We start from the raw sequence: 20,932 nt of genomic DNA on the forward strand, positions 1-20,932 counted from the left end.
TCACACCCCATTGGGCTCGTGCGGTGCCGCGACGAACTCCAATGGCCGGACGCTCAAAAATTCAATACGGGGTCATCACCTGGCCGTCATCAGGCTAGTACGCCACCGGCAGGGGATCCAAAGAGCGCCAAATATACCAAGTTGCAACACTGCAATACGGCGCCCAGGCCGCAGCGACTTCGCGCGCGTCGCTTCGGCTGACCGGGTCGCCCGAAAAATAGCTCTGGCTGATGCCGCTGATCAGGCCCGCATCGTCCAGTGGCAGCACATTAGGCCGCATCATGTGAAAGATCAAGAACATTTCAGCCGTCCAACGGCCAATGCCACGAATCGCCACCAGCTCGGCGATGATGGATTCATCGTCCATCTCACCCCAGTTCTGCACGTGCAACGCACCCGACTGGAAGTGCAGCGCCAGGTCCACCAGATACTCAACCTTGCGTACGCTCAGGCCCGCGGCACGCATGTCGTCTACCTTGAGCTTTAGCACGTTGGCCGGCGTCATTTTGCGCGGCAGTTCAACAAAGCGTTCCCACACGGTTTGTGCGGCCTTGACCGAAACCTGCTGGCCCACAATGCTGCGCGCCAACGTGGTGAAGGCGTCGCCCCGGGTTTCCAGGCAGGCATCGCCAAACTGTGGAATCAGGCGGCGCATCACACGGTCTTTCTTGACCAGGTGTTTGCAGGCATCGGCCCAGTAGGCGGGGGTCCAGACCTGGACGGCGGCGTCAGCCGGGACAGGCTCTTCCACTATCTTTTTAGCAGCTGACATCGCATACCCCGTCTACACAAAACATTATTTTTATTACCATATTTTCAAGCCGCCGACGCCCAGGTGGTACCGCTGGGGCTGTCTTTCAGCACAATGCCCTGGGCCAGCAGATCCTGGCGAATGCGGTCAGCCTCGGCGAAGTTCTTGGCGGCTTTGGCGGCTGCGCGCTCGCCAATCAACACTTGAATGGCCGCATCGTCCAGCGCCACACCGGCACGCAAAAAGGCTTGTGGATCACCCTGCAAGATGCCCAGCGTGCCGCCCAGGGCTTTGAGCAGGCCAGCCAATTCGGCCGAGCGTGTGCGGTTGACTTCGCTGGCCAGGTCGAACAACACGGCGACAGCCTCGGGCGTGCCGAAGTCTTCGTCCATGGCGGCTTTGAAGCGTGCCGCGTAGGGCTGCGTCCAGTCGATTGCGGCCACAGCTGCGGGCCGGACCGCGTCCAACGTGGTGTACAAGCGGCGCAACGCGCCACGTGCGTCATCCAAATGGGCATCGCTGTAATTCAGCGGCGTGCGGTAATGCGTGCGCACCATGAAGTAGCGCAGGGTTTCGCGGTCAAACTTCTGCAGCACTTCGCGGATGGTGAAGAAGTTGCCCAGGCTCTTGGACATTTTTTCGTTGTCCACACGCACAAAACCGTTGTGCACCCAGAAACGCGCCAGGGGCTTGCCGGAAGCGCCTTCGCTTTGGGCAATTTCGTTCTCGTGGTGCGGGAACTGCAGGTCGGCGCCACCACCATGGATGTCAAAACTCTCGCCCAGGGTTTGGCAGCTCATGGCCGAGCACTCGATGTGCCAGCCCGGGCGACCGGCGCCGTAAGCGCTGTCCCACTTGGCTTCTGGCGGCTCTTCGGGCTTGGCCGACTTCCACAGCACAAAGTCCAGCGGGTCTTCCTTGCCGTCGAGCACGGCCACACGTTCACCGGCACGCAATTCGTCCAGCGACTTGCCCGACAACTTGCCGTAACCATTGAACTTGCGCACGGCGTAGTTCACGTCGCCATTGGGCGCACGATAGGCCAGGCCTTTTTGCTCCAGCGTCTGGATCATGTTGAGCATCTGCGGCACGTATTCGGTGGCGCGCGGCTCTATGGTCGGTGGTTCTATGCCCAGCGCGCCAATGTCCTGGTGCATGGCGGCGGTCATCTCGTCGGTCAGCGCACGGATGGTGATGCCACGCTCCAACGCCCGCTTGATGATCTTGTCATCAATATCGGTGATGTTGCGCACGTAAGTCACCTTGTAGCCACTGACCTTGAGCCAACGCTGCACCACATCGAACGCCATCATCATGCGCGCGTGCCCCACATGGCACAGGTCGTAGATGGTCATGCCGCAGACGTACATGCGCACATGGCCGGGTTCGATGGGAGCGAAAGACTCTAGGGCACGCGACAGCGTGTTGTAAATGCGAAGACTCATGAAAACTGTAGTTTGCCGTTCACACACACAGAAACGCGCAGCACGTTTCCGAAGCGGGTGCACCGGTCAATATTCGGTCAGGGGGTTGTTGCAGCCAAAGACTCCCAATTTGCCTCGACTTGGCACGTACGTCAATGCCAGTCGGGGTAAATATGGCGTGCAAAACCTTCAGGGAGGGGTTGCCGCTTTGGCAACACCAGGTGAGCCACGGGTCAGTTATGTCCCGTTTCACCCCAAACCCCTAGGCTACAATTCTTGGAAGTATATAGCCCCTGCCTGGGCCTGTTCTGGTAGACCTTAAGAGGCCTTATGACGCAAGTGACTTCCCGCCTTTTTTCTAGAGTTCGCCCGGTGGCTGCTGTTGCAGCGATGGGCTTGGCGCTGGCCTGCACACTCAGCACCCCGGCTCGTGCCGATGACTACACCGATGTTGGCCAATTGATCCGGTCGGGCAAGCTGGTTGAAGCCCAGGCCAAGGCCGATGCCTACCTTGCGGGCAAGCCGCGCGATCCTCAAATGCGTTTTCTCAAGGGCGTGATCCAGACCGAAGCCGGCAAGACCGATGACGCCATCGTCACGCTGAACGCGCTGACACAGGAGTACCCGGAGCTACCCGAGCCCTATAACAACCTGGCCGCGTTGTACGCCGGGCAAAATCAGTACGACAAAGCACGTACCGCGCTGGAGATGGCCATACGCATCAACCCGAGTTACGCGACAGCACACGAGAATCTGGGCGACGTGTACGCCAAGCTGGCCAGCCAGTCGTATAGCAAGGCCTTGCAATTGGATTCCAATAACAAATTGGCCGGGCAAAAGCTGGTGTTGCTGAAAGAAGTGCTGACACCCCCCGCAAAACCGACCAAGGGCGGAGCAGCCAAACCAGCCCCCGCTGCCAGCAAATAAAGTGCTCTCCCAGCCTTGGGGCTGGGAACTTCCGCCCACTCAAGTGCCTCAGGCACAACACGCGCCAATGACCTTGGCGTTATGGCGCGCCACCTTCTCTCTCAAGATCAAAGCTATGTTGCTTCAAAGCCCTTGCTCCCATGTACGGCGCGCTCTTCTGGCCGCCAGCCTCGTCGTCGTCGCCCTGCCCGCCTTGGCGACCACCGCGCCTCGCGTGAAGTTCTCCACCAGCGCCGGTGATTTCGTGGTCGAGGTCTATCCCGACAAGGCCCCCAAGACCGTTGAGAACTTTCTGCAATACGTCAAAGACAAACATTACGACGGCACGATCTTCCACCGCGTGATCGACAACTTCATGGTGCAGGGCGGTGGCTTCGACACCAAGTACAACCAGAAACCAACACGTGCGCCGGTCGAACACGAAGGCCAGGCCGCACTCGCCAAAGGCGGCGACCGCAACGTTGTTGGCACACTCGCCATGGCGCGCACCGGCGACCCCCAATCGGCGACGGCGCAGTTCTTCATCAATGTGAAAGACAATGCGTTTCTGGACCCCACGGTGATCCCGCCCGGCGACCCAGTCCCTAAATTTGAATACCAAGGCCGCGTGTACGAAAATACGCCACGCGACAAATTGGTAGGCGCCTCTCAGCTGTTCGGCTACACCGTTTTTGGCAAAGTCGTCAGTGGCATGGACGTCGTGAATAAAATGAAGTCCACGCCCACCGGCGCTGGCGGCCCCTTCCCCAGCGACGTTCCCAAGACACCTATCGTTATCAACTCGGCCACACTGGTCAAATAAAGCACATCATGAGCAATCCACAAGTTGAACTTCACATTGCCGACTTCGGCGTGATCACCCTCGAACTCGACGCCGAAAAAGCGCCCAAGTCGACCGCCAACTTCCTGACCTACGTCAACAGCGGCCACTACAACAACACCGTGTTCCACCGCGTGATCCCGGGCTTCATGGTGCAAGGCGGCGGTTTCGAGCCGGGCATGAAACAAAAGAGCACTGAAGCCCCGATCGACAACGAAGCCAACAACGGCTTGAAGAACAACAACTACACCGTTGCCATGGCACGCACGAATGATCCACATTCGGCAACCGCACAGTTCTTCATCAACGTGGCCGACAACAGCTTCCTGAACCACACCGCCATCTCCGCTCAAGGCTGGGGCTACGCCGTGTTCGGTAAAGTGGTTTCGGGCACCGAGGTGGTCGACAAGATCAAGGCCGTGAAAACGGGCCGCAAAGGCTTTCACGACGACGTGCCAAACGACGACGTGATCATCGAAAAAGCGGTTGCCCTTTAATTCCTTGAATCAAGGCCCGCGCCGGCTCCAGCACGGCCAGCGTGTGGCCTGAAGTCTGCGCCAGCGTGACAACACCCAAGATGTCGACCGTTCCCAACGTACAAGAGCTTGTAGCTTCCACCGCTTGGCAAACGGTCGAATTCATTTCCGACCTGCATCTGCAAGCCAGCGAACCCTTGACGTTTGCCGCGTGGCAGCAATATCTGGCGACCACCAAGGCAGATGCGGTGTTTATCCTTGGTGATTTGTTTGAGGTTTGGGTCGGTGACGATGCTGCGGCAGAACCCGGCTTCGAAGCTGATTGCCTCAAGGTACTGCGCACCGCAGCGCAACACACCGCGCTGTACTTCATGTGTGGCAATCGCGACTTCCTGATCAGTGATCAAATCATGCGGTCCTGCGGCGTCACGCTGCTCGAGGACCCCACCGCCCTCACCTTTCATGGCAAGCGCTGGCTGCTCAGCCACGGTGATGCCTTGTGTCTGGACGACATCGACTACCAAAAGTTTCGGCAGCAGGTGCGCAACCCACAATGGCAGCAAGCATTTTTGGCGCAACCGCTGAACGTGCGCCAGAACATCGCGCGGCAAGTTCGCACCCAAAGTGAGGCGCGTCACCAAACAGGTGGTCCGTATGCAGACCTGGATGACCAGGCCACCCGCGATTGGCTACGCAATGCCAACGCGCAGACGATGATTCATGGGCACACCCACAGGCCCGCGCAACACGCGTTAAGCGAAGGCTTCGAGCGTGTAGTCCTCAGCGACTGGGATTTGGCTGCAAGTTCGCCGCGCGCCGAAGTCTTGCAGTTGACGTCCAGTGGCCTTAGGCGCATTCCCTGGGCGCAATGGGCTTAAAACAACGATTGATCGATTGGGGGCGAAAACTAGGCGGCAGTCCCGAAGTTCCCGCTATACCTGACGCACTCTGGGACGGAGTTCTCGTCGATCTGCCGTTTTTGACCGAGCTCACTGAAGCTGAACAGCGGCGCCTGCGCGCCCTGACCGAAGTTTTCCTGAAACAAAAAGAATTCTTCGGCGCCAATGGTCAAGACATCACCGACGCGATCGCGGTTTCGATTGCGGCACAAGCCTGCTTGATCGTTCTGCACATGTGGCCGCTGGCGTCACCACCAGCCAAGGCCATGGCTGTTTTCCAGGATTTTGTCACCATCGTGCTTCACCCTGGGGAAGTACTGGCCCGTCGCGAATGGGTGGACGACATTGGCGTGGTGCACCGCGGCACCGAAGCCTTGACGGGCGAAGCCGCCGAAGACGGCCCCGTGACGCTGAGTTGGTCCGAAGTAAAGCGCGCAGGCAGCGCGGCAGCCGAAGGCACAAATGTGGTCATCCATGAGTTTGTCCACAAACTGGCCATGCAAGGTCCGCGTTTTGAGGGCGTACTCGCCGACTGTCCCAGACTCCCTCCCGGATTCATGGGCAGTCGATCTGCCGGTGAAGCGGTCGAGATCTGGTTCAGCGTTCTGCAACCGGCCTTTGAATCATTCCGAGACCAAGTGTCTCTGGCGGAGCGGTTTGGCCAACCACGGCCGTGGCTCGATCCCTACGGCGCCACTTCGATTGATGAGTTTTTTCCTGTCACCTGTGAAGCGTATTTCGTGAACAGGGAGCGTTTTCGGACGGCGTTTCCAACGCTGCTGAACTTGTATGACGCGCTGTTCCGCTCGGCAGTCCACTAGTTGTGTCTAGTCGTTTACTGCAGGCAGCAGCATTTCAAAGGGAAAATCTCGGAGTTGCTCACAGCATCAACTCAGACCGTTTTGAGGCCTGAGCCTGGGTTCCGCTTACGCGGCCTGCAGCACATGGCGCGCAACCGATGACGCTTGCGGCTGGAGACGGTCCCAGCCCGGTTCAGGGCCGAAACGGTTTTCCAAAAAGTCGAGCAAGGTGCGCATCGTGGCGGGTTGGTGGCGGCGCGATACATAAACGCCGTAAACCCCCAGGGGAAGCGGCTTCCACTCAGGCAATACTTCGACCAGTTCGCCGCTCTGCAACAAGTCGCCGACAGCATAAGTGGGCTGCACCGACAAACCTCCGCCGGCCCGCACGGCTTGCAGCAGGGCTGTCGCCTCATTCGCACTCAGGTTTCCCGAGACCTGAACCGAGGTCTCTTCATCTTGCCGCACGAAATGCCACTGACTTTTCTCGAAGCGCGAAGATGTCAAGCAGTTATGCCGAGCCAGATCTTGCACCGACTCAGGGGTTCCATGGCGGAGCAAATAACCGGGCGCCGCGCAAACAACTGAGCGGCAGGTGGACAACTTGCGCGAAATCATGTTGGGATCGAGTTCGTTCGTCACGCGTATGGCCAAGTCAATACGGTCTTCGATCAAATTGACCGGCTGATCGCCCAGCACAAGATCGACGCGCGTTCTTGGATAGCGCGCAAGGTAGTCCACCAGGGCTGCGCTCAGGTGCGATTGCCCAAAGGAGACGCTGGAGTAAACGCGAATCTGCCCATGGGGTTCGGTATCGCGCTGTCCCACCACTTGCTCCACATCATTGACCAATTCGAGCAATTGACGACTGCGTGCAATGCAGGCCTCACCCGCTTCGGTCAAAGACAAACGCCGCGTGGAACGCATCAATAAACGTGCACCCAGCCAACGTTCCAATTCAGCGATATGGCGGGTCACCATTGCTCGCGACATCCCCAGGGTGTTGGCTGCAGCCGTAAAACTGCCACGTGTCACAACTTCGCTGAACACACGCATTGCGGAAATTCGGTCCATGGCTTTGCTCCAAATTTGTTTGAATCAATACAAATGAATACTCATAAAGAATCTCATTTGATCATGAACAGTTAATTTAAAACAATATAAATGTGCACACTTATGGCAAAAATTATATTTTTGCATACACAAATACAAGCAACTTGGAAAATTCAGCCTATTCCGGGAGAAAACGGGCCATGCGCCCAGCAAAGAAACTTGGGAACGAAGCGTCGCGCAACCAAATTGGTGGCAACAACAAACCCTTTGCCAACTCAGCAAAGAAGAAGTTTTAGCCCATGAAAACACGCAGGAAATGCGTAGCACCGTCTTCCTGCGTTCCTGCGTAGTAGGAACACAGCTCGGCGACGAGAGGGGTTCGCCAGAAACTCGCCAGGTTTACAGCGGGATGTCGAGTGCGCTGATTTGCCGCTCGACCTGGTCCGCAGCATGTTGCGCCAGATGCGCAGAGAACCACGCGGTCTGAATGTCGCTGGGCATGGTCTTCTGAACCGCCGCCAGATTCGCATACATGCGGTCTGGGTCTACCCGCAAGCCTTCGCAAGCCTGGGCCATGGCGTGCACGCTGCCGTGTGTGGCCATCACCAGTTGTGGCCATTCGGCAAGCTCAACCTGCCAGTGGCCAAGCGAGCGCTCGTGCTCTCCGGCCATGGACTGCAATAGCGCCGCCACGCGTTGTGGCACGCGCTGCGCAGCGGCCAGCGCCACCATCGAACCAACCGGATTGCGCTTGTGCAACAGGGTGGAAGAACGGCCACGTTCCAAGTGGTCTGGCTCAGCCACTTCGGCGACTTCAAACTGGCTCATCAATGCAATGTCGCGAGCCAGTTTGCCCAGGCTCCCCGTCAGCAATCCTAGCTCGCAACCCAGCGCCACCCATTCATCTCGCTGCGACTGCCAGGATGACTCCGGCGTCAACAATCCGAGATCCTGTGCCATGTGTTGTGCCACGGCGCGACCATGCACGCCCATTTCAGCCAAAGTGCCTACCGCACCACCAAGCTGCAATTTCATGGCCTGCTGAGACAAGGTCAGCAGACGTCTCTGGCTGCGCACCAGCGGCGCAAGCCAGCCCACACATTTGAGGCCAAAACTCATGACCGAGGCCGGTTGCATCAAGGTGCGCGCCAGCATCGGTGTGCTGGCATAACGCCGCGCCAGAACCAGGAGAACCTGTACCACGCGCGCCAAATCGGTCTCGATCAACATCAGCGCCTGGCGCGTCACCAGCACCATGGCCGTATCAACCACGTCTTGTGCGATGCAGCCCACATGGGTGTGCTCCCGCGCCGCCGGATTGAACAGCCCGACGGCATCCTTGAGGCTCTTCACAAGCGGCACGGCAATGCTGCCCGCCGGACCACTTTCCCGCACCAATTTAGGCACATCAAACAATTCGACCTTGCAGGTGCGGATGATGGAGTCAGCCGAGCTTTGGGGGATCAGGCCTTGCGCCGCCTGCGCACTCGCGAGGGCGGCCTCAAAACGCAGCATCGCGCCAACGAACTGGCGATCGGCAAACGCATCCTGCGCCTCAGGTGTGGTCAAGAATCCGTCAAATATGAAACTCATGGTGGGGCATGCGGCGCGCTGCCAGCTTCAGACCCGGCGGAAGCTGGCCGCTGTTTCACACCGTCCGGTTTTGCTTCAAACGCATACGGTTGGGCAAGGGCACGGAGCGGCGCAGCACCTCTTCGCCCAGCCACAAGGCGGACTTGCGCGCGCGTTCCGCCACCACCGGCAGCGGTATCTGCTGATAGTCGTCATTAAAGACTTCAAAGCTGTAGTCGCCGCGGTAGCCCAAATCGTGCAGCGCCCGGACCAGCTTCGCCATGGCTTCGCTGTGCACACCCTCACCCGGAAACACCCGGAAATGCCGCGCCGTGGCAATCTTCTCCTCAACCGAGCGGACTTCGTTCCACATGAAATCGGCCAACTGCACCAGGAAAATTTTCGACGGATCGAGAATCTCCAACTCTTCCAGCGGTGTTTGGGTGGCCAGCAAATGGAAGGAATCGAAACCCAGCCCCAGATTCGGCGCGTCCGCGCGGCACACGATGTCCCAGGCGGTGGTGAATTCGTTGATGGTGCGGCCCCAGGACAAACCTTCGTAGGCCACACGGATGTTGCGTGGTACGGCCAGCATGGCCAGCTTGCGCAGGTCACGGGCGATCGCATCCAGGTCCGAAGTCGCATGCGTCGAGGTCGACGAACACACCAGCAGCAGGCGGCAATCCAGCGCGTGGCACATGTCCAGCATGGCCTTGGCGATGTCGATCTTGTATTCGTGCAAGTGGCCAGAGAGCCCTTCAAAATCACGCAACACCTGAAAACCGGTGACACGCAGCCCGCTGTTGCGCACCGCCGCGACCGCCGCATCCAGGCCATCGGCGTGGCCCACGATGTCGCGCGCGGACAGCATGATCTGGGTGAAACCGGCGCCCTTCACCGCGGCCAGCTTGGCCTCCAGCGGGCCGGCGAGCGAGATGGTGTCCATGCCGAAATCGTCGATGTTGCCGCCGACATGCTGCACGTCCTGCATGGACGGCGTTGAGCTGAAAGATGTGTGGTTCATAAAGCCGCCGTTCACACCAGCGCCCGTTTGTCGTGCACCAGTTCAAACATCACACCGCCCATGTAGGAACGCGTCAAAGCACCACGCGCCTCGGCCTGCGCACTCTTGGCTTCGACAAACTCCACACCACGTCGGCGCAGCTCGGCCACGGTTGCCGGCACGTCGGGGGTGCCCAGGCCTATGCGCTGCAGGCATTCGTCGTCTTCCACATCCAGCACACCGGGCTCAGGCTCGATCAGTTGCAAGTAAAAGCTAGCGCAGGGACTGCGCAGAATCCGGCCTTTGGGCAGGATGCCAAAACGTTCGCTGTTCGACAGCGCGGTAAAACCAAACAGTTCCTGGTAGAACTCGGTCCAATCGTCGGCCCGGTCGTTGCCGATGTACTGCACCACCCCGAAGAAATGCAAACCCGCCACCGCAGGTGGGCGTTGGTCCACCGTGGGAATGGGCGTGAAGTCCACGTCGTAGATGGAGAACTCTTTGTAGCGGTCGACAAAATAAATGCGGCTGGTGCCCACGCCGTGGATCGCCGGGATGTTCAGCTCCATGACTTCCACACGCGCCGGCACAGCCCAGGCGCCACGGTCGAGTGCCCGGCGGTAGGCTGCCGCAGCATCGCGCACACGCAGGGCCACGGCCACAATCACCGGGGTCTCGGTCAACGGCACGGTGTGGTCGCGGCCGCCCGAATGGGCGTTGACGATCACATTGATATCACCCTGCCGATACAGCAGCACTTCGCGCGAGCGGTGGCGCGCCACCGGCCGAAAACCCATGGTCTCCAACACCTGTCCCAACGCCTGTGGTTTGGAGGTCGCGTATTCGATGAACTCGATACCTTCCAGCCCCAGCGGGTTGGGGGTCACGCCGACCGCTTCGCGGTCTGCCAGTCCGGCGTGGTCGTATTGTGTGGATGCCATGTCGCTTACTCCTGAAAAAACCAATAATCAAATCGTGGCGGCATCCACCGGCGCTGCGGCCGTGTGCGCGCCACCCAAAAACAAGCGTTCAATGTGCGGGTCGGCCAGCAGTTCACTGGCGGGCCGCTGCAACACCAACCGGCCAGACTCCAGTGCAATCGCTTCATCTGAAATTTTCAGCGCGCTTTTGACGTTCTGCTCCACCATCAACACGGTGGTGCCGGCATCCGCCAGTTTACGCAACAACCTGAACACATCCTGCACCACGATAGGCGACAAACCAATCGACGGCTCGTCGATCAGGATCACCTTGGGTCTGAGCAGCAAGGCCCGGCCAATTTCCAGCTGCTTTTGCTCGCCGCCCGACAAGGCCGACGCCATCGAGTGCATGCGTTCTTTCACGCGCGGAAAGAACTCCAGCACCTCTGGGATACGCTCGTGGGTGGTCTTCATGCCCAGCGTGATGCCGCCCAGCTCCAGGTTCTGAAACACGGTCAGCTGGCCGAACAAATTGCGCCCCTGCGGCACAAAGGCAATGCCCTGGGCCAACAGCTGTTTCTGCGTGGCCCCGCCGACCTCGACACCATCGAGCAAGACCCGGCCCTGGCGCGGTTTCAGCAAACCAAAAAGTGTTTTCAGTACCGTGGACTTGCCCGCGCCGTTCGGCCCCAGCAACAAGGTGATGGAACCCCGGCGCGCCTTGAACGACAGGTTGTTCAGGATCATGAAGTCCTTGTAGCCCGCCACCACGTCGTCAAATTCGATGCAGGTATCGTGAAGATTGTTGGACATGGTCAGTTCCCCAGATAGGCGTCGAGTACCTGCTTGTTGCCGCGAATCTCCGCCGGCGTGCCTATGGCCATCACTTGGCCCTCCACCATCACCATGATGCGGTGGCACAGGTCCATCACGAAGTCCATATTGTGTTCAATCACCACAAAGCTGCGTTGCTTCGCGCCCGGCTGCTGGTTCAATTGCTTGAGCAATGTGGAGATGCCGCCCACCAGGCTGGGGTTGACACCGGCACACGGTTCATCGAGCAGCACCAGATCGGGCTCGCTCATGAAGGCCATGGCAATATCCACCAGCTTTTGCTGGCCGTAACTCAGCTCACCGGCCTTTTTGTCGGCCACGTGGCGGATGCGGAACTGGTCGATCAAGGCATCAGCCTTGGCGCCCAGGCCAGAATCACTGGGCGCGAACATGCGGCTGAACATGCTGCCCTTGTGCTCTTGCGCGGCCACCAGCAGGTTGTCGCGCACCGTCATCTTGCCAAACACCTGCAGCGTCTGGAACGTGCGGCCGACACCGCGCCGGTTCAACTCCAGCGGGCCCAGGCGGCTCACGTCCTCGCCGTTGAGCTCAATGCTGCCGCTGTCCGGGCGGATCTGGCCGAGCATGCTGTTGAACAGCGTGGTTTTGCCCGAACCATTGGGGCCAATCACACCGAAGATTTCGCCCGGCATGACTTCAAACGACACGCCGCCAACGGCCTGAATCGCGCCGTAGGCCTTTTTGAGATTGTTAACCCTTAGCAGTGACGCGCTCATGCTGCGGCCCCCTTGTTTGGTTGTTGGGCTTGCTGCGCGGCCAGGCCACTGGCCTGGCGTGCGGCGCTGGCTTCTTTCGCCAAGCGGCGGGCGCGCAGGCGTTCAGGAATGCTGAGCAAACCATCGGGCAGCCAGATCATCAGCAGCACCACCGCAGCGCCAAAGACGAACAAGTACCAGGCCTGGGCGAAACGCAGCCACTCGGGCAGCAGCACACCGACCGCCGAGCCCAGCACCGGCCCCAGGAAGTAGCCCGGGCCACCGACCACCACCATCAGGTACATCATGATCGACGCCCCGACCGTGAAAGGCGCCGGCTCAATGAACTGCACCAGGCTGGCAAACAGCGAACCCGCAATACCCGCATAAGCCGCACCGATGGCAAAACTCAACAGGGTGTAGCTGCGGGTGTCCACGCCCAGGCTTTCCGCCCGGATCGGGTTGTCGCGCAGAGCGGTGAAGGCTTTGCCCCAAGGGGAGCGCAACAAAGCCGCAAGCAGCCAGGCCAGCAGCACCGTACACAGCAGCACAAAGTAGTAGTAAGGCAGATTGCCTTCTAGCGAATAACCAAACAGGCTGGGCCGCGCAATATTGTTGATGCCAAAGGTGCCGCCGGTGAGCCATTCTTCGTTGCGCATCACCAGCCAGACGGCGGTGTTGAAGCCCAGCGTGGCGAACGCCAGGTAAATGGTCTGCACGCGCAGCGCCGGGAAGCCCAGGATCAGCCCGAGCACAAAACAGATCAGCGCCGCGGCCGGCAAACCGACCCAGAAGCTGATGCCGGCCTTCATCAGAATCGCCACCGTGTAGGCGCCGATGCCAAAAAACGCCGCCTGACCCAGCGACTTCTGCCCGGCATAACCCACCGTGAGATTCAGTCCCATGGTGGCTATGATGAACACCAGCCAGGTGGTGAGCAGGTAGACGCCGTAATTCTTCAGGAAGTTGGGCGCGATCAGCAGCAAGGCGGCGCTGACCAGGGTAACGATAAGCGTAGATTTTTTCATGATGTGTTCTCTGTGCAGGCAGGCCCGCTCAGACCTTTCGCTCAACTTTTTTGCCCAGCAGCCCCTGCGGCTTGAACAAAATCACCACCATGAAGATCACCAGCGCCACGGCATCCTTGTAGGCTGGCGAGATATAGGCGGCAGCCAGGTTCTCGCACACTCCCACGATCAGCCCGCCCAGCAAGGCGCCGCGTGAGTTGTTGAAGCCGCCTATGATGGCCGCGAAGAAGGCCTTGGTGCCCAGCGACTCACCCATGTCGAACTTGGCCAGGTAGGTCGGCGTGACCAACATCGCCGCCGCCACCGCCAGCACGGCATTGATGGCAAAGGTGTAGAAGATCATGCGCGGCACATTGATGCCGAGCACCGAAGCGCTTTCGGTGTTCTGCGCCACGGCTTGCATGGCGCGGCCGGTCACGGTCTTGGCAATGAAGGCCTGGGTCACCAGCACCAGCACCAGCGCAAAGGCAAAGGTGCCAACGTCGGACATGCTGATGGTCACGCCCGCGATGTTGAAAATCTTGTCCGGAAACAGACTGGGAAACGGATGCGCCTCGGCGCTGAAGCCGGCGCGCACGCCGTTGCGCATGGCGATAGACAAGCCTATGGTGGCCACCACGATGGGCATCATGCCGTACTTGAACAGCGGGTCGACCACGCCACGCTTGAACAGCCAGCCCAACACAACCACGGCCAACACCACACTCAGCGCAAAGCTCAGCAAAATCGGCGCGCCAAACGACATGAAGCCCAGCATCATGAACGCCGGCAGCATGACAAACTCACCCTGCGCGAAATTGATGGTGCCACTGGCCTGCCACAGCAGGGTAAAGCCCAACGCCGCCAGCGCATAGATGGCGCCAGTAGAGAGGCCACTGAAGAAAAGTTGAAGAAAGTCGGTCATGGTGTGCGGAGCTCGCGACGTTGACTGGGTGTGTCGTACCGGTTCGGTGCGCCCAAAGTCTGGAAAACAAAGAGTTCTATGCCAACTCAACCCGGCCTGGCAGCACCACGCATCGACGCCAACAACACCGCAGAACTGGCTTTGCCAGACCGCAGGTGTTGCCCCCAGCAAAGGGGGCTGACGAAAGCGACACGCCGTGCGCGCGGCCTGGGGTGAGCCAGTTACTTGCCCAAAGGTGGCACGACGGCGATCACCTCCTGCTTGCCGTTCTTCACTTCCACGATGAAGCTTTCGCGGTCCAGGTCGCCCTTTTCGTTGAAGCTCACGTCCATCAGCACACCGGCTTCTTGCGCGGTGGTGACCTTCAGGCTGTGCATCACCTTGGCCACGGCCTTGCGGTCGAGCTTGCCGGCCTTCTCAATCGCGGCCTTGAGCACGTACATGCCCGAGTAGCCCTTCATGCCGTTGTGGTCAGAGATCGACTTGTATTCCTTCTCGTACTTGGCACGGAAGGCGCGCACCGCGGGCAGCGGCGCGTCCACCGTCAGGCCAACGTGGGCGATGGCGCCGTTGGCCGCTTCACCGGCGAGTTCAATCACCTTCTGGCCGGTCAGCGTGGTCTCGCCGACCACCGGTTTGGTCCAGCCTTGTTTGCGCAGTTCGCGCAGCAGGCGGGCCGACTCTTCTTCATTGGTATAGGCAAAGATGCCGTCGGCATTGAGCTGCTTGGCTTTCAGCACGGCAGCCGAGAAATCGATCTGGCCCGAGTCGGTCGACACTTCGCCAATCACCTTGGTGCTCGATGGGGCCAGCGCCTTCTTGATGGAATCCAGACCACCCTTGCCGAAGTCGTTGTTCACGTAGATCACGGCCACGGTCTTGAGCTTCATGGTGTCGCTGATGTAGCGCGCCACCTTGGGCATGGCGGTGTCCTGCGTGAAGCTGGTGCGGAACACATAGGGGTTGCCCTGCTGTGTGATGGCGGCGGCTTCACCACCGGTGAAGTTGGGAATCTCGGCGCGGCGGCTTTCCGCCATGCTGACCATGATGGAGCCGGAAAACACCGGGCCGAAGATGGCAAACACATCCTGGTCCACGGCCTTTTGTGTCAAGCCCTTGGCCACGCCCGGATTGCTCTGGGTGTCGTTTGCGCTGTATTCGATCTTTTTGCCGAGAATGCCGCCGGCGGCATTGATTTCCTTCACGGCCAGCAAGGCACCGTTATTAAAAAACGTGCCCGACGTGGTGCCGGGGCCCGACAACTCAACGATGCCGGCAATCTTCACGGTTTGCTGCGCAAAACCAGTGATTGCGCTCACGGATAAAGCGCAAGCAGCTACTAATTTAAGAGCGAATCTTTTTTGCATTGAAGTCTCCTCAGGTGGTAAGAAAGTGTGACGAATGGAGTGGAACGTGTGCCTGGCGGTTTGGCTAGCGCGCAATCCCTGCCGTGGGCAGGTCGGGCGCCAGATCGCGGTAGATCTCGCCTGCCATCTCGACCGGGTAAATCGCTTCACGGATAAAGGTGGCGTCGCGCCGCACCAGCGTGGCGGCTTCGGTCAAACCAAAGAAATCAAGGTATAGATGGGCCTGCTGTATCAGCATTTCGAAGCCGGGCTGGGCATTCAGCCCGCGCGCCCGGCCAGCGCGCACCCAGGGCGTGGGCTGGTTCTTCATCAAGATGTCCATCAGCGCGGCCGTGGGTTTGACACGTGCAACATCACACGGCATGGGGTCGCCGCTTTGCAGGCCCAGTGGCGTGGCATTGACCACCAGGTCAAAACCCGCCGGGTCGTTGCTGGCGGCGGCAGACACCTGGGTCTGGCCCTGGCTGTATCTGGCCAGCCGCTGCGCGAGTTCTTGCGCCTTGCCCGGCATGGGGTCATAAAAAGCCAGTTCGGCCGCCGCCCCCAGCGCCACGGCCGAGCCCGCGCCTATCAGCGAGGCACCAATGGCCGCCGCGCCGCCGCCTGCGCCCAATACCAACACACGTTGGCCGGCGTAGGCCATGCCAAAGTAGTTCAGCGATGCCACCAGGCCTTCGCCGTCGAACAGGTCGCCCTCTAGCCCGCCGGCCGCGTCGCGGCGGACCGCGTTCACCGCACCCGCGACCTCGGCCAGCGCACCGCAACGCTGCAGCAGAGGCATCACCAGTGACTTGTGGGGAATCGTCAGCAACATGCTTTTGATGTTCTGACCGGTGAACGCCACCGGCACAAACCGGGTGACGTCGGCCGCCGCCACATGCACCGGCACCACCACGGCATTCATGCCCAGGGCAGCAAAAATCAGGTTGAAGGACTCCGGCGCCCGCACCTGCTCCACCGGATCGCCGAGGATCAGGTAGACCTGGGTTTTGCCGTCTACCAAAGGCATAGAAGCAGGCGCTGGGTGCATAAAATGATCGCTGATCGTTCGATAAAGGTGTATGCGGCTGGACTTTAGTCATGCAAAGCAGATATCAAAAGATTTTTCTGCGCACTATGATCAACAATCGCACAAATACGATCGATAAACGAACGCATCCAGGGTTAGCACCAAGTTCCCCCACCCGGCCCGCGTCGCAAGAATCACCCATGCCTGCCACCTCCCCCCCCGAAGGACTTGATAAACGCGACTGGATCGCCGGCCTGGAAAAAGGCCTGTCCATCATCGAAGCCTTCGACGAAGCCAACCCACGCCTCACCGCCAGCCAGACCGGCGTGCGCTGCGGGCTGACGCGCACGGCCGCCAGGCGTTATCTGTTGACGCTGGCGCATCTGGGTTATGTGCAGAGCGACGGCAAGCTGTTCTGGCTGACACCGCGCATCTTGCGGCTAGGCCAGTCGTATATGGAGTCGGCGCGGCTGCCACGCATCGTGCAGCCGTTTCTGCAACGCGTCACGGCCGGCACACAGGAGAACGCCTACCTGTCGGTGCTCGACGGCGACGAGATCGTCTACATCGCGCGCAACGGCACCAACCGCGCCATGAGCACCGGCTATGTGCTCGGTGCACGTGTGCAGGCCGAGGTGACCGCCGCCGGCCTGCTGCTGCTGGCCATGCGCGAACCCGCACAACTGGAAGCCTGGCTGGCCCAGCACACGCTGCGTTCGTTCACCTCCCACACCATCAATAGCAAGGAACGGCTGGCACTGGAGATGGCGCGCATCCGCGCCCAGGGCTGGGCCATCTCCGAGCAGCAACTGGAGCTGGGCACACGTGGCATCGCCGTACCGCTGCGCGACCGCCATGGCGTATTGGCCGGGGCCTTGAACGTCACCATGCCCATGGGCCATGAACCCACCGATGACGCGGTGAACCGCGTGCTGCCGGTGCTGCGCGAAACCGCACACGCCATGCGGCAACTGATTTGAGCCGTTACGATCTGGGCCCCAACATCCTCCGGGCATTATTTTGATTTCAGCCATCATTTTTGACTGCGACGGCACCCTCGTCGACAGCGAAACCATAGGCATCACCGCCGTCCACGCGCATGCGCAACCCTATGGCCTGTCTCTCGCCCTGGAAGAGATACTGGAAAAGTTTCGCGGCCGCAGCATGGCCGAAAACGTGGCCGAGTTGGGCCGCAACACCACACAGCCGCTGCCCGACACCTTCACCGCCAGCGCACGCGAAGCCATGGCGGTCGAGTTCAGCAAAGCTTTGCAACCCCTGCCCGGCGCGCTGGACCTAGTGCGCCAACTCAGCCTGCCCTGCTGCGTGGCCACCAACGGCCCGTTCGACAAAACCGAGTTCACGCTGGGCCTGACCGGCCTGCTGCCCTACTTCAAGGGCCGCATCTTCAGCGCCTATGACGTGGGCCACTGGAAGCCCGACCCGCAGCTGTTTTTGCATGCCGCCAAAACCCTGGGCGTGGCGCCAGCTGCATGTGCGGTGGTGGAAGACAGCCTGCCCGGCATCCGCGCCGGTTTGGCAGCGGGCATGCAGGTCTTCTCGCTGCACCCGGTCGAGCACACGCCGGAAGAACTGCTGCAGCAGATCCGCCCCATTCAACGCCTGGCCGACTTGGCGCCGGTATTGGGGCTGACGCTCTAATCCTCGTCATCCCCGTGGGCGCGCCAGACCGGCAGGCGTAAGTCGAAAGCCAACGCCACCAGCCGCAGCGCGGTGGCGATGATGGTGCCGGCGGCCAGCGCCAAACCCCCATAACCCGGCTGCGCCTCGACCAGCACCACCACCCAGCAACCGGCAAATGCGCAGGACGCGTAAGGCACGTGGTCATGGAAGGCGTGCGGAATCTGGTTGCACAACACGTCGCGCAACACACCGCCAAACACCGCACTGATCACCCCCATGATCACCGCCACCAGGCCAGGCATGCCGTTGGCCAGCGCAATCTGGGTGCCACTGGCCGCAAACAGGCCCAGGCCGATGGCATCCGGCACCTGCATGGCGCGCACCGTCAAGCGCAGCACGCGCTTGCGTAAAAACAGCATCGCCACGGCGCACAGGCCCAACAACAGCCACAGCCAATTGGCGTGGTCCACCCAGAAGAACGGGCGCCGGTCGAGCAGCACATCGCGCAGCGTGCCGCCACCAAAAGCGGTGACGCCGGCGACCACACAGACACCCACCACGTCGAGTTTTTTGCGCGCCGCTTCCATCATGCCGGACAGCGCAAACGCCAGCGTCGCCACGCCTTCGATGAGGGTGTGCGCCGTGGCCAAAGACGATTGTTCGAGCGGAATTTGCAACATGGGTGGCGGCGATTTAGCAAGGTTCGTGGCAAGGATACATGGGCTCACACACTCGCCCCCCATTCGTGTGCGCTGAACGCTCCACACGGCGGTGGTCTTACTACCATAGCGCTCTCAACTTGGAGGATTCATGAAACTTGCATTCACCACATTGGCGGCCACGGCAGCCGCCGTTCTGGCGGGTTGCGCCAGCAGCCCGGCCTCTTTCAACTACACGGTGCCCATCACACCCGAAGCCGCCTCGGGCTATACCGAAAAACCAGGTTGGGCCACCAAGACCTATGCCGTGGCCGCCGCCAACCCTTTGGCCACCGACGCGGGCCGGCAAATTCTGGCCGCCGGTGGCAGCGCGGTAGACGCCGCCATCGCCGTGCAAATGGTGTTGTCGCTGGTGGAGCCGCAGTCCAGCGGCGTGGCCGGCGGGGCTTTCCTGCTGCACTACAACGGAAAAACCGTGGAAGCCTTTGACGGCCGCGAAACCGCGCCCGCCGCAGCCGATGAAAAACTGTTTCTCGGCACCGATGGCAAACCCCTGCCCTTCATCGACGCCGTGGTCGGTGGCCGCTCGGTAGGCGTGCCCGGCGCCGTGCGTATGCTGGAGATGGCGCACAAGCAATATGGCAAGCTGCCCTGGGCGAGCCTGTTCCAGCCCGCCATCACGCTGGCCGAGCAAGGCTTCAAGGTCAGCCCGCGGCTGAACACCTTGCTCAATGGCGAGAAAAACCTCATCAAAGACCCGGTGGCCGCCGCCTATTTCTACAAACCCGATGGTTCGGCGGTAGACGTGGGCAGTGTGCTGCGCAACCCCGCCTTGGCCGATGTGCTCAAGCTCATCGCCAGCCAGGGCTCCAAAGGTTTGCTGGAGGGCGAAGTGGCCCAAGCCATTGTGCAAAAGGTGCAAAACCACCCCACCAACCCCGGCCGCCTGAGCCTGGCCGACCTGGCGGGCTACCAAGCCAAACAGCGCGGCGCCTTGTGCAGCGACTACAAGGTCGCGGCCAAGGAGTACCGCGTCTGCGGCTTTCCACCGCCGAGTTCGGGGGCCATCGCCGTGGGGCAGATTCTGGGCATGATGACCGTGGTCAACGCCGATAGATATCCACTGCAGAACGGCCTGCCATCAGCCGAGTGGCTGCACCTCTATACCGAAGCCTCGCGCCTGGCCTTTGCCGACCGTGCGCAGTACCTGGCCGACCCGGATTTCGTGCAGCCACCGGCCGGCAACTGGACCAGCCTGCTGGATCCGGCTTATCTGGCCGAACGTGCCGCCCTGATTCCGCAGGGCCCGGGCAGCATGTCGATGAAAACCGGCAAGCCCGGCACACCTGGCGGCGTGAAGATGGCCTACGCGCCCATGCCCGACCAAATCGAATATGGCACCAGCCACATCTCCATCGTCGACAAATATGGCAACGCGCTGGCCATGACCACCACCATTGAAGACGCGTTTGGTTCGCGCCAAATGGTCAAGGGTTTCCTGCTGAACAATGAACTCACCGACTTCAGCTTCGTGCCTGCCGACGCCAACGGGGTGCCCATTGCCAACCGCGTGCAACCCGGCAAACGGCCACGCTCTTCGATGGCCCCCACCCTGGTGTTCGACAAGGCCAGCGGCGAACTGGTCGCCAGCGGCGGCAGCCCGGGTGGCGCACTGATCATCCACTACACCGCCAAAACACTTTACGGCATGTTCAATTGGGGGCTGAACGCCCAGCAAGCCATCAACCTGCCGAACTTTGGTTCGCTCAATGGTCCCACGCTGCTGGAGCAGCAGCGCTTTCCGGCGGCCACGCTGGACGCACTCAAAGCGCGCGGCCACGAGGTGCGCGAGATGGACATGACCAGCGGGCTGCAGGCCATTCAAAAGACGCTAGGCGGCTTCTTTGGCGGCGCAGACCCGCGCCGCGAGGGTGTTGTGCTGGGCGATTAAATCTTACAAAAAAGAGAGCACCTTAGGCATTACTCATACGCTTGCAGTGCTCTTTTTTTGATCTTTATTAGTTCAAGGCCAAATGCAAGTAGTAACTATCGTTACTCGGAAACGAAGCACCTTTGGCAACAATTGAAACAAAAATAACTTGCCCGAAATGTGCCCGTAACAATGC

Annotated in this window: 21 protein-coding genes; 8 read left to right on the forward strand and 13 right to left on the reverse strand. The window is 60.4% G+C overall.

Annotated features, from left to right (window positions below):
- Window positions 1-94: 94 nt before the first annotated feature.
- A complete protein-coding gene (locus ACFQ95_RS13120) occupies window positions 95-772 on the reverse strand; it encodes a DNA-3-methyladenine glycosylase family protein (RefSeq protein ID WP_422831576.1) in 678 nt (225 codons plus the stop codon).
- 44 nt (window positions 773-816) lie between these two features.
- The gene (cysS, locus tag ACFQ95_RS13125; RefSeq protein ID WP_422831578.1) at window positions 817-2,196 is read right to left on the reverse strand and encodes a cysteine--tRNA ligase; all 1,380 of its coding nucleotides are present in this window, start codon (window positions 2,194-2,196) and stop codon (window positions 817-819) included.
- A gap of 351 nt (window positions 2,197-2,547) precedes the next feature.
- On the opposite strand from cysS, the gene ACFQ95_RS13130 reads away from it, so the two are divergent.
- The 5 genes from ACFQ95_RS13130 (at window position 2,548) to ACFQ95_RS13150 (ending at window position 6,118) form a co-directional block, all read left to right on the forward strand.
- Complete coding sequence (locus tag ACFQ95_RS13130; protein WP_422831580.1) at window positions 2,548-3,102, forward strand: tetratricopeptide repeat protein; 555 nt, start codon at window positions 2,548-2,550, stop codon at window positions 3,100-3,102.
- 115 nt (window positions 3,103-3,217) lie between these two features.
- Complete coding sequence (locus ACFQ95_RS13135) at window positions 3,218-3,904, forward strand: peptidylprolyl isomerase (RefSeq protein WP_422831582.1); 687 nt, start codon at window positions 3,218-3,220, stop codon at window positions 3,902-3,904.
- 8 nt (window positions 3,905-3,912) lie between these two features.
- The gene (locus ACFQ95_RS13140; RefSeq protein WP_422831584.1) at window positions 3,913-4,419 is read left to right on the forward strand and encodes a peptidylprolyl isomerase; all 507 of its coding nucleotides are present in this window, start codon (window positions 3,913-3,915) and stop codon (window positions 4,417-4,419) included.
- Window positions 4,420-4,499: 80 nt separating this feature from the next.
- Window positions 4,500-5,276, forward strand: coding sequence for a UDP-2,3-diacylglucosamine diphosphatase (locus tag ACFQ95_RS13145; protein ID WP_422831586.1), 777 nt, complete (start codon window positions 4,500-4,502; stop codon window positions 5,274-5,276).
- Complete coding sequence (locus ACFQ95_RS13150; protein ID WP_422831588.1) at window positions 5,267-6,118, forward strand: zinc-dependent peptidase; 852 nt, start codon at window positions 5,267-5,269, stop codon at window positions 6,116-6,118. Before ACFQ95_RS13145 ends, ACFQ95_RS13150 begins: the two co-directional genes overlap by 10 nt.
- 105 nt (window positions 6,119-6,223) lie before the next feature.
- On the opposite strand, the gene ACFQ95_RS13155 is transcribed toward ACFQ95_RS13150, so the two are convergent.
- The 10 genes from ACFQ95_RS13155 to ACFQ95_RS13200 form a co-directional block, all read right to left on the reverse strand.
- A complete protein-coding gene (locus ACFQ95_RS13155; RefSeq protein ID WP_422831589.1) occupies window positions 6,224-7,171 on the reverse strand; it encodes a LysR family transcriptional regulator in 948 nt (315 codons plus the stop codon).
- A gap of 378 nt (window positions 7,172-7,549) precedes the next feature.
- Complete coding sequence (locus tag ACFQ95_RS13160; protein ID WP_422831590.1) at window positions 7,550-8,743, reverse strand: lyase family protein; 1,194 nt, start codon at window positions 8,741-8,743, stop codon at window positions 7,550-7,552.
- A gap of 55 nt (window positions 8,744-8,798) precedes the next feature.
- Window positions 8,799-9,746, reverse strand: coding sequence for a sugar phosphate isomerase/epimerase family protein (locus ACFQ95_RS13165; RefSeq protein WP_422831592.1), 948 nt, complete (start codon window positions 9,744-9,746; stop codon window positions 8,799-8,801).
- Between the two features lie 11 nt (window positions 9,747-9,757).
- Entirely contained in the window at window positions 9,758-10,666 is a 909-nt protein-coding gene (locus ACFQ95_RS13170) for a 4-hydroxyphenylpyruvate dioxygenase (protein WP_422831594.1), read from the reverse strand.
- Window positions 10,667-10,693: 27 nt separating this feature from the next.
- The gene (locus ACFQ95_RS13175) at window positions 10,694-11,458 is read right to left on the reverse strand and encodes an ABC transporter ATP-binding protein (RefSeq protein WP_422831596.1); all 765 of its coding nucleotides are present in this window, start codon (window positions 11,456-11,458) and stop codon (window positions 10,694-10,696) included.
- A gap of 2 nt (window positions 11,459-11,460) precedes the next feature.
- Window positions 11,461-12,216, reverse strand: coding sequence for an ABC transporter ATP-binding protein (locus tag ACFQ95_RS13180; RefSeq protein ID WP_422831597.1), 756 nt, complete (start codon window positions 12,214-12,216; stop codon window positions 11,461-11,463).
- Window positions 12,213-13,223 carry a branched-chain amino acid ABC transporter permease gene (locus ACFQ95_RS13185; RefSeq protein WP_422831599.1) on the reverse strand — a complete coding sequence of 337 codons (1,011 nt, stop codon included), beginning with the start codon at window positions 13,221-13,223 and terminating at the stop codon, window positions 12,213-12,215. The genes ACFQ95_RS13180 and ACFQ95_RS13185 overlap by 4 nt, the downstream gene beginning before the upstream one ends.
- Before the next feature lie 28 nt (window positions 13,224-13,251).
- The gene (locus tag ACFQ95_RS13190; protein WP_422831601.1) at window positions 13,252-14,127 is read right to left on the reverse strand and encodes a branched-chain amino acid ABC transporter permease; all 876 of its coding nucleotides are present in this window, start codon (window positions 14,125-14,127) and stop codon (window positions 13,252-13,254) included.
- Between the two features lie 221 nt (window positions 14,128-14,348).
- The gene (locus ACFQ95_RS13195; protein ID WP_422831603.1) at window positions 14,349-15,494 is read right to left on the reverse strand and encodes an ABC transporter substrate-binding protein; all 1,146 of its coding nucleotides are present in this window, start codon (window positions 15,492-15,494) and stop codon (window positions 14,349-14,351) included.
- A gap of 64 nt (window positions 15,495-15,558) precedes the next feature.
- On the reverse strand, window positions 15,559-16,503 hold the full coding sequence (locus tag ACFQ95_RS13200) for a shikimate dehydrogenase family protein (RefSeq protein WP_422831605.1): 945 nt from the start codon (window positions 16,501-16,503) through the stop codon (window positions 15,559-15,561).
- Window positions 16,504-16,703: 200 nt separating this feature from the next.
- Here ACFQ95_RS13200 and ACFQ95_RS13205 point away from each other — a divergent pair, with 200 nt between their 5' ends.
- The gene (locus tag ACFQ95_RS13205) at window positions 16,704-17,483 is read left to right on the forward strand and encodes an IclR family transcriptional regulator domain-containing protein (RefSeq protein ID WP_422831607.1); all 780 of its coding nucleotides are present in this window, start codon (window positions 16,704-16,706) and stop codon (window positions 17,481-17,483) included.
- A gap of 40 nt (window positions 17,484-17,523) precedes the next feature.
- The gene (locus tag ACFQ95_RS13210; protein WP_422831609.1) at window positions 17,524-18,165 is read left to right on the forward strand and encodes an HAD family hydrolase; all 642 of its coding nucleotides are present in this window, start codon (window positions 17,524-17,526) and stop codon (window positions 18,163-18,165) included.
- Here the strand turns inward: ACFQ95_RS13210 and ACFQ95_RS13215 are convergent.
- Window positions 18,162-18,827 (reverse strand): trimeric intracellular cation channel family protein, encoded by a 666-nt coding sequence (locus ACFQ95_RS13215; protein ID WP_422831612.1) that lies wholly within the window; start codon window positions 18,825-18,827, stop codon window positions 18,162-18,164. The two genes, ACFQ95_RS13210 and ACFQ95_RS13215, sit on opposite strands and share 4 nt — an antisense overlap.
- Before the next feature lie 130 nt (window positions 18,828-18,957).
- Here ACFQ95_RS13215 and ACFQ95_RS13220 point away from each other — a divergent pair, with 130 nt between their 5' ends.
- Window positions 18,958-20,757 carry a gamma-glutamyltransferase family protein gene (locus ACFQ95_RS13220; RefSeq protein ID WP_422831614.1) on the forward strand — a complete coding sequence of 600 codons (1,800 nt, stop codon included), beginning with the start codon at window positions 18,958-18,960 and terminating at the stop codon, window positions 20,755-20,757.
- The last annotated feature ends 175 nt before the right edge of the window (window positions 20,758-20,932 follow it).

The sequence above is a fragment of the Variovorax sp. HJSM1_2 genome (assembly GCF_049316285.1).
Classification (GTDB): Bacteria; Pseudomonadota; Gammaproteobacteria; order Burkholderiales; family Burkholderiaceae_C; genus Rhodoferax_B.

Excerpts from the sequence above, each read along its gene's own strand:
- ACFQ95_RS13155 (WP_422831589.1), bottom strand. The coding sequence starts at position 7,171 with ATGGACCGAATTTCCGCAATGCGTGTGTTCAGCGAAGTTGTGACACGT.
- ACFQ95_RS13140 (WP_422831584.1), top strand. The coding sequence starts at position 3,913 with ATGAGCAATCCACAAGTTGAACTTCACATTGCCGACTTCGGCGTGATC.
- ACFQ95_RS13175 (WP_422831596.1), bottom strand. The coding sequence starts at position 11,458 with ATGTCCAACAATCTTCACGATACCTGCATCGAATTTGACGACGTGGTG.
- ACFQ95_RS13170 (WP_422831594.1), bottom strand. The coding sequence starts at position 10,666 with ATGGCATCCACACAATACGACCACGCCGGACTGGCAGACCGCGAAGCG.
- ACFQ95_RS13165 (WP_422831592.1), bottom strand. The coding sequence starts at position 9,746 with ATGAACCACACATCTTTCAGCTCAACGCCGTCCATGCAGGACGTGCAG.
- cysS (WP_422831578.1), bottom strand. The coding sequence starts at position 2,196 with ATGAGTCTTCGCATTTACAACACGCTGTCGCGTGCCCTAGAGTCTTTC.
- ACFQ95_RS13220 (WP_422831614.1), top strand. The coding sequence starts at position 18,958 with ATGAAACTTGCATTCACCACATTGGCGGCCACGGCAGCCGCCGTTCTG.
- ACFQ95_RS13200 (WP_422831605.1), bottom strand. The coding sequence starts at position 16,503 with ATGCCTTTGGTAGACGGCAAAACCCAGGTCTACCTGATCCTCGGCGAT.
- ACFQ95_RS13205 (WP_422831607.1), top strand. The coding sequence starts at position 16,704 with ATGCCTGCCACCTCCCCCCCCGAAGGACTTGATAAACGCGACTGGATC.
- ACFQ95_RS13215 (WP_422831612.1), bottom strand. The coding sequence starts at position 18,827 with ATGTTGCAAATTCCGCTCGAACAATCGTCTTTGGCCACGGCGCACACC.
- ACFQ95_RS13150 (WP_422831588.1), top strand. The coding sequence starts at position 5,267 with ATGGGCTTAAAACAACGATTGATCGATTGGGGGCGAAAACTAGGCGGC.
- ACFQ95_RS13145 (WP_422831586.1), top strand. The coding sequence starts at position 4,500 with ATGTCGACCGTTCCCAACGTACAAGAGCTTGTAGCTTCCACCGCTTGG.
- ACFQ95_RS13185 (WP_422831599.1), bottom strand. The coding sequence starts at position 13,223 with ATGAAAAAATCTACGCTTATCGTTACCCTGGTCAGCGCCGCCTTGCTG.
- ACFQ95_RS13135 (WP_422831582.1), top strand. The coding sequence starts at position 3,218 with ATGTTGCTTCAAAGCCCTTGCTCCCATGTACGGCGCGCTCTTCTGGCC.
- ACFQ95_RS13195 (WP_422831603.1), bottom strand. The coding sequence starts at position 15,494 with ATGCAAAAAAGATTCGCTCTTAAATTAGTAGCTGCTTGCGCTTTATCC.
- ACFQ95_RS13120 (WP_422831576.1), bottom strand. The coding sequence starts at position 772 with ATGTCAGCTGCTAAAAAGATAGTGGAAGAGCCTGTCCCGGCTGACGCC.
- ACFQ95_RS13160 (WP_422831590.1), bottom strand. The coding sequence starts at position 8,743 with ATGAGTTTCATATTTGACGGATTCTTGACCACACCTGAGGCGCAGGAT.
- ACFQ95_RS13180 (WP_422831597.1), bottom strand. The coding sequence starts at position 12,216 with ATGAGCGCGTCACTGCTAAGGGTTAACAATCTCAAAAAGGCCTACGGC.
- ACFQ95_RS13190 (WP_422831601.1), bottom strand. The coding sequence starts at position 14,127 with ATGACCGACTTTCTTCAACTTTTCTTCAGTGGCCTCTCTACTGGCGCC.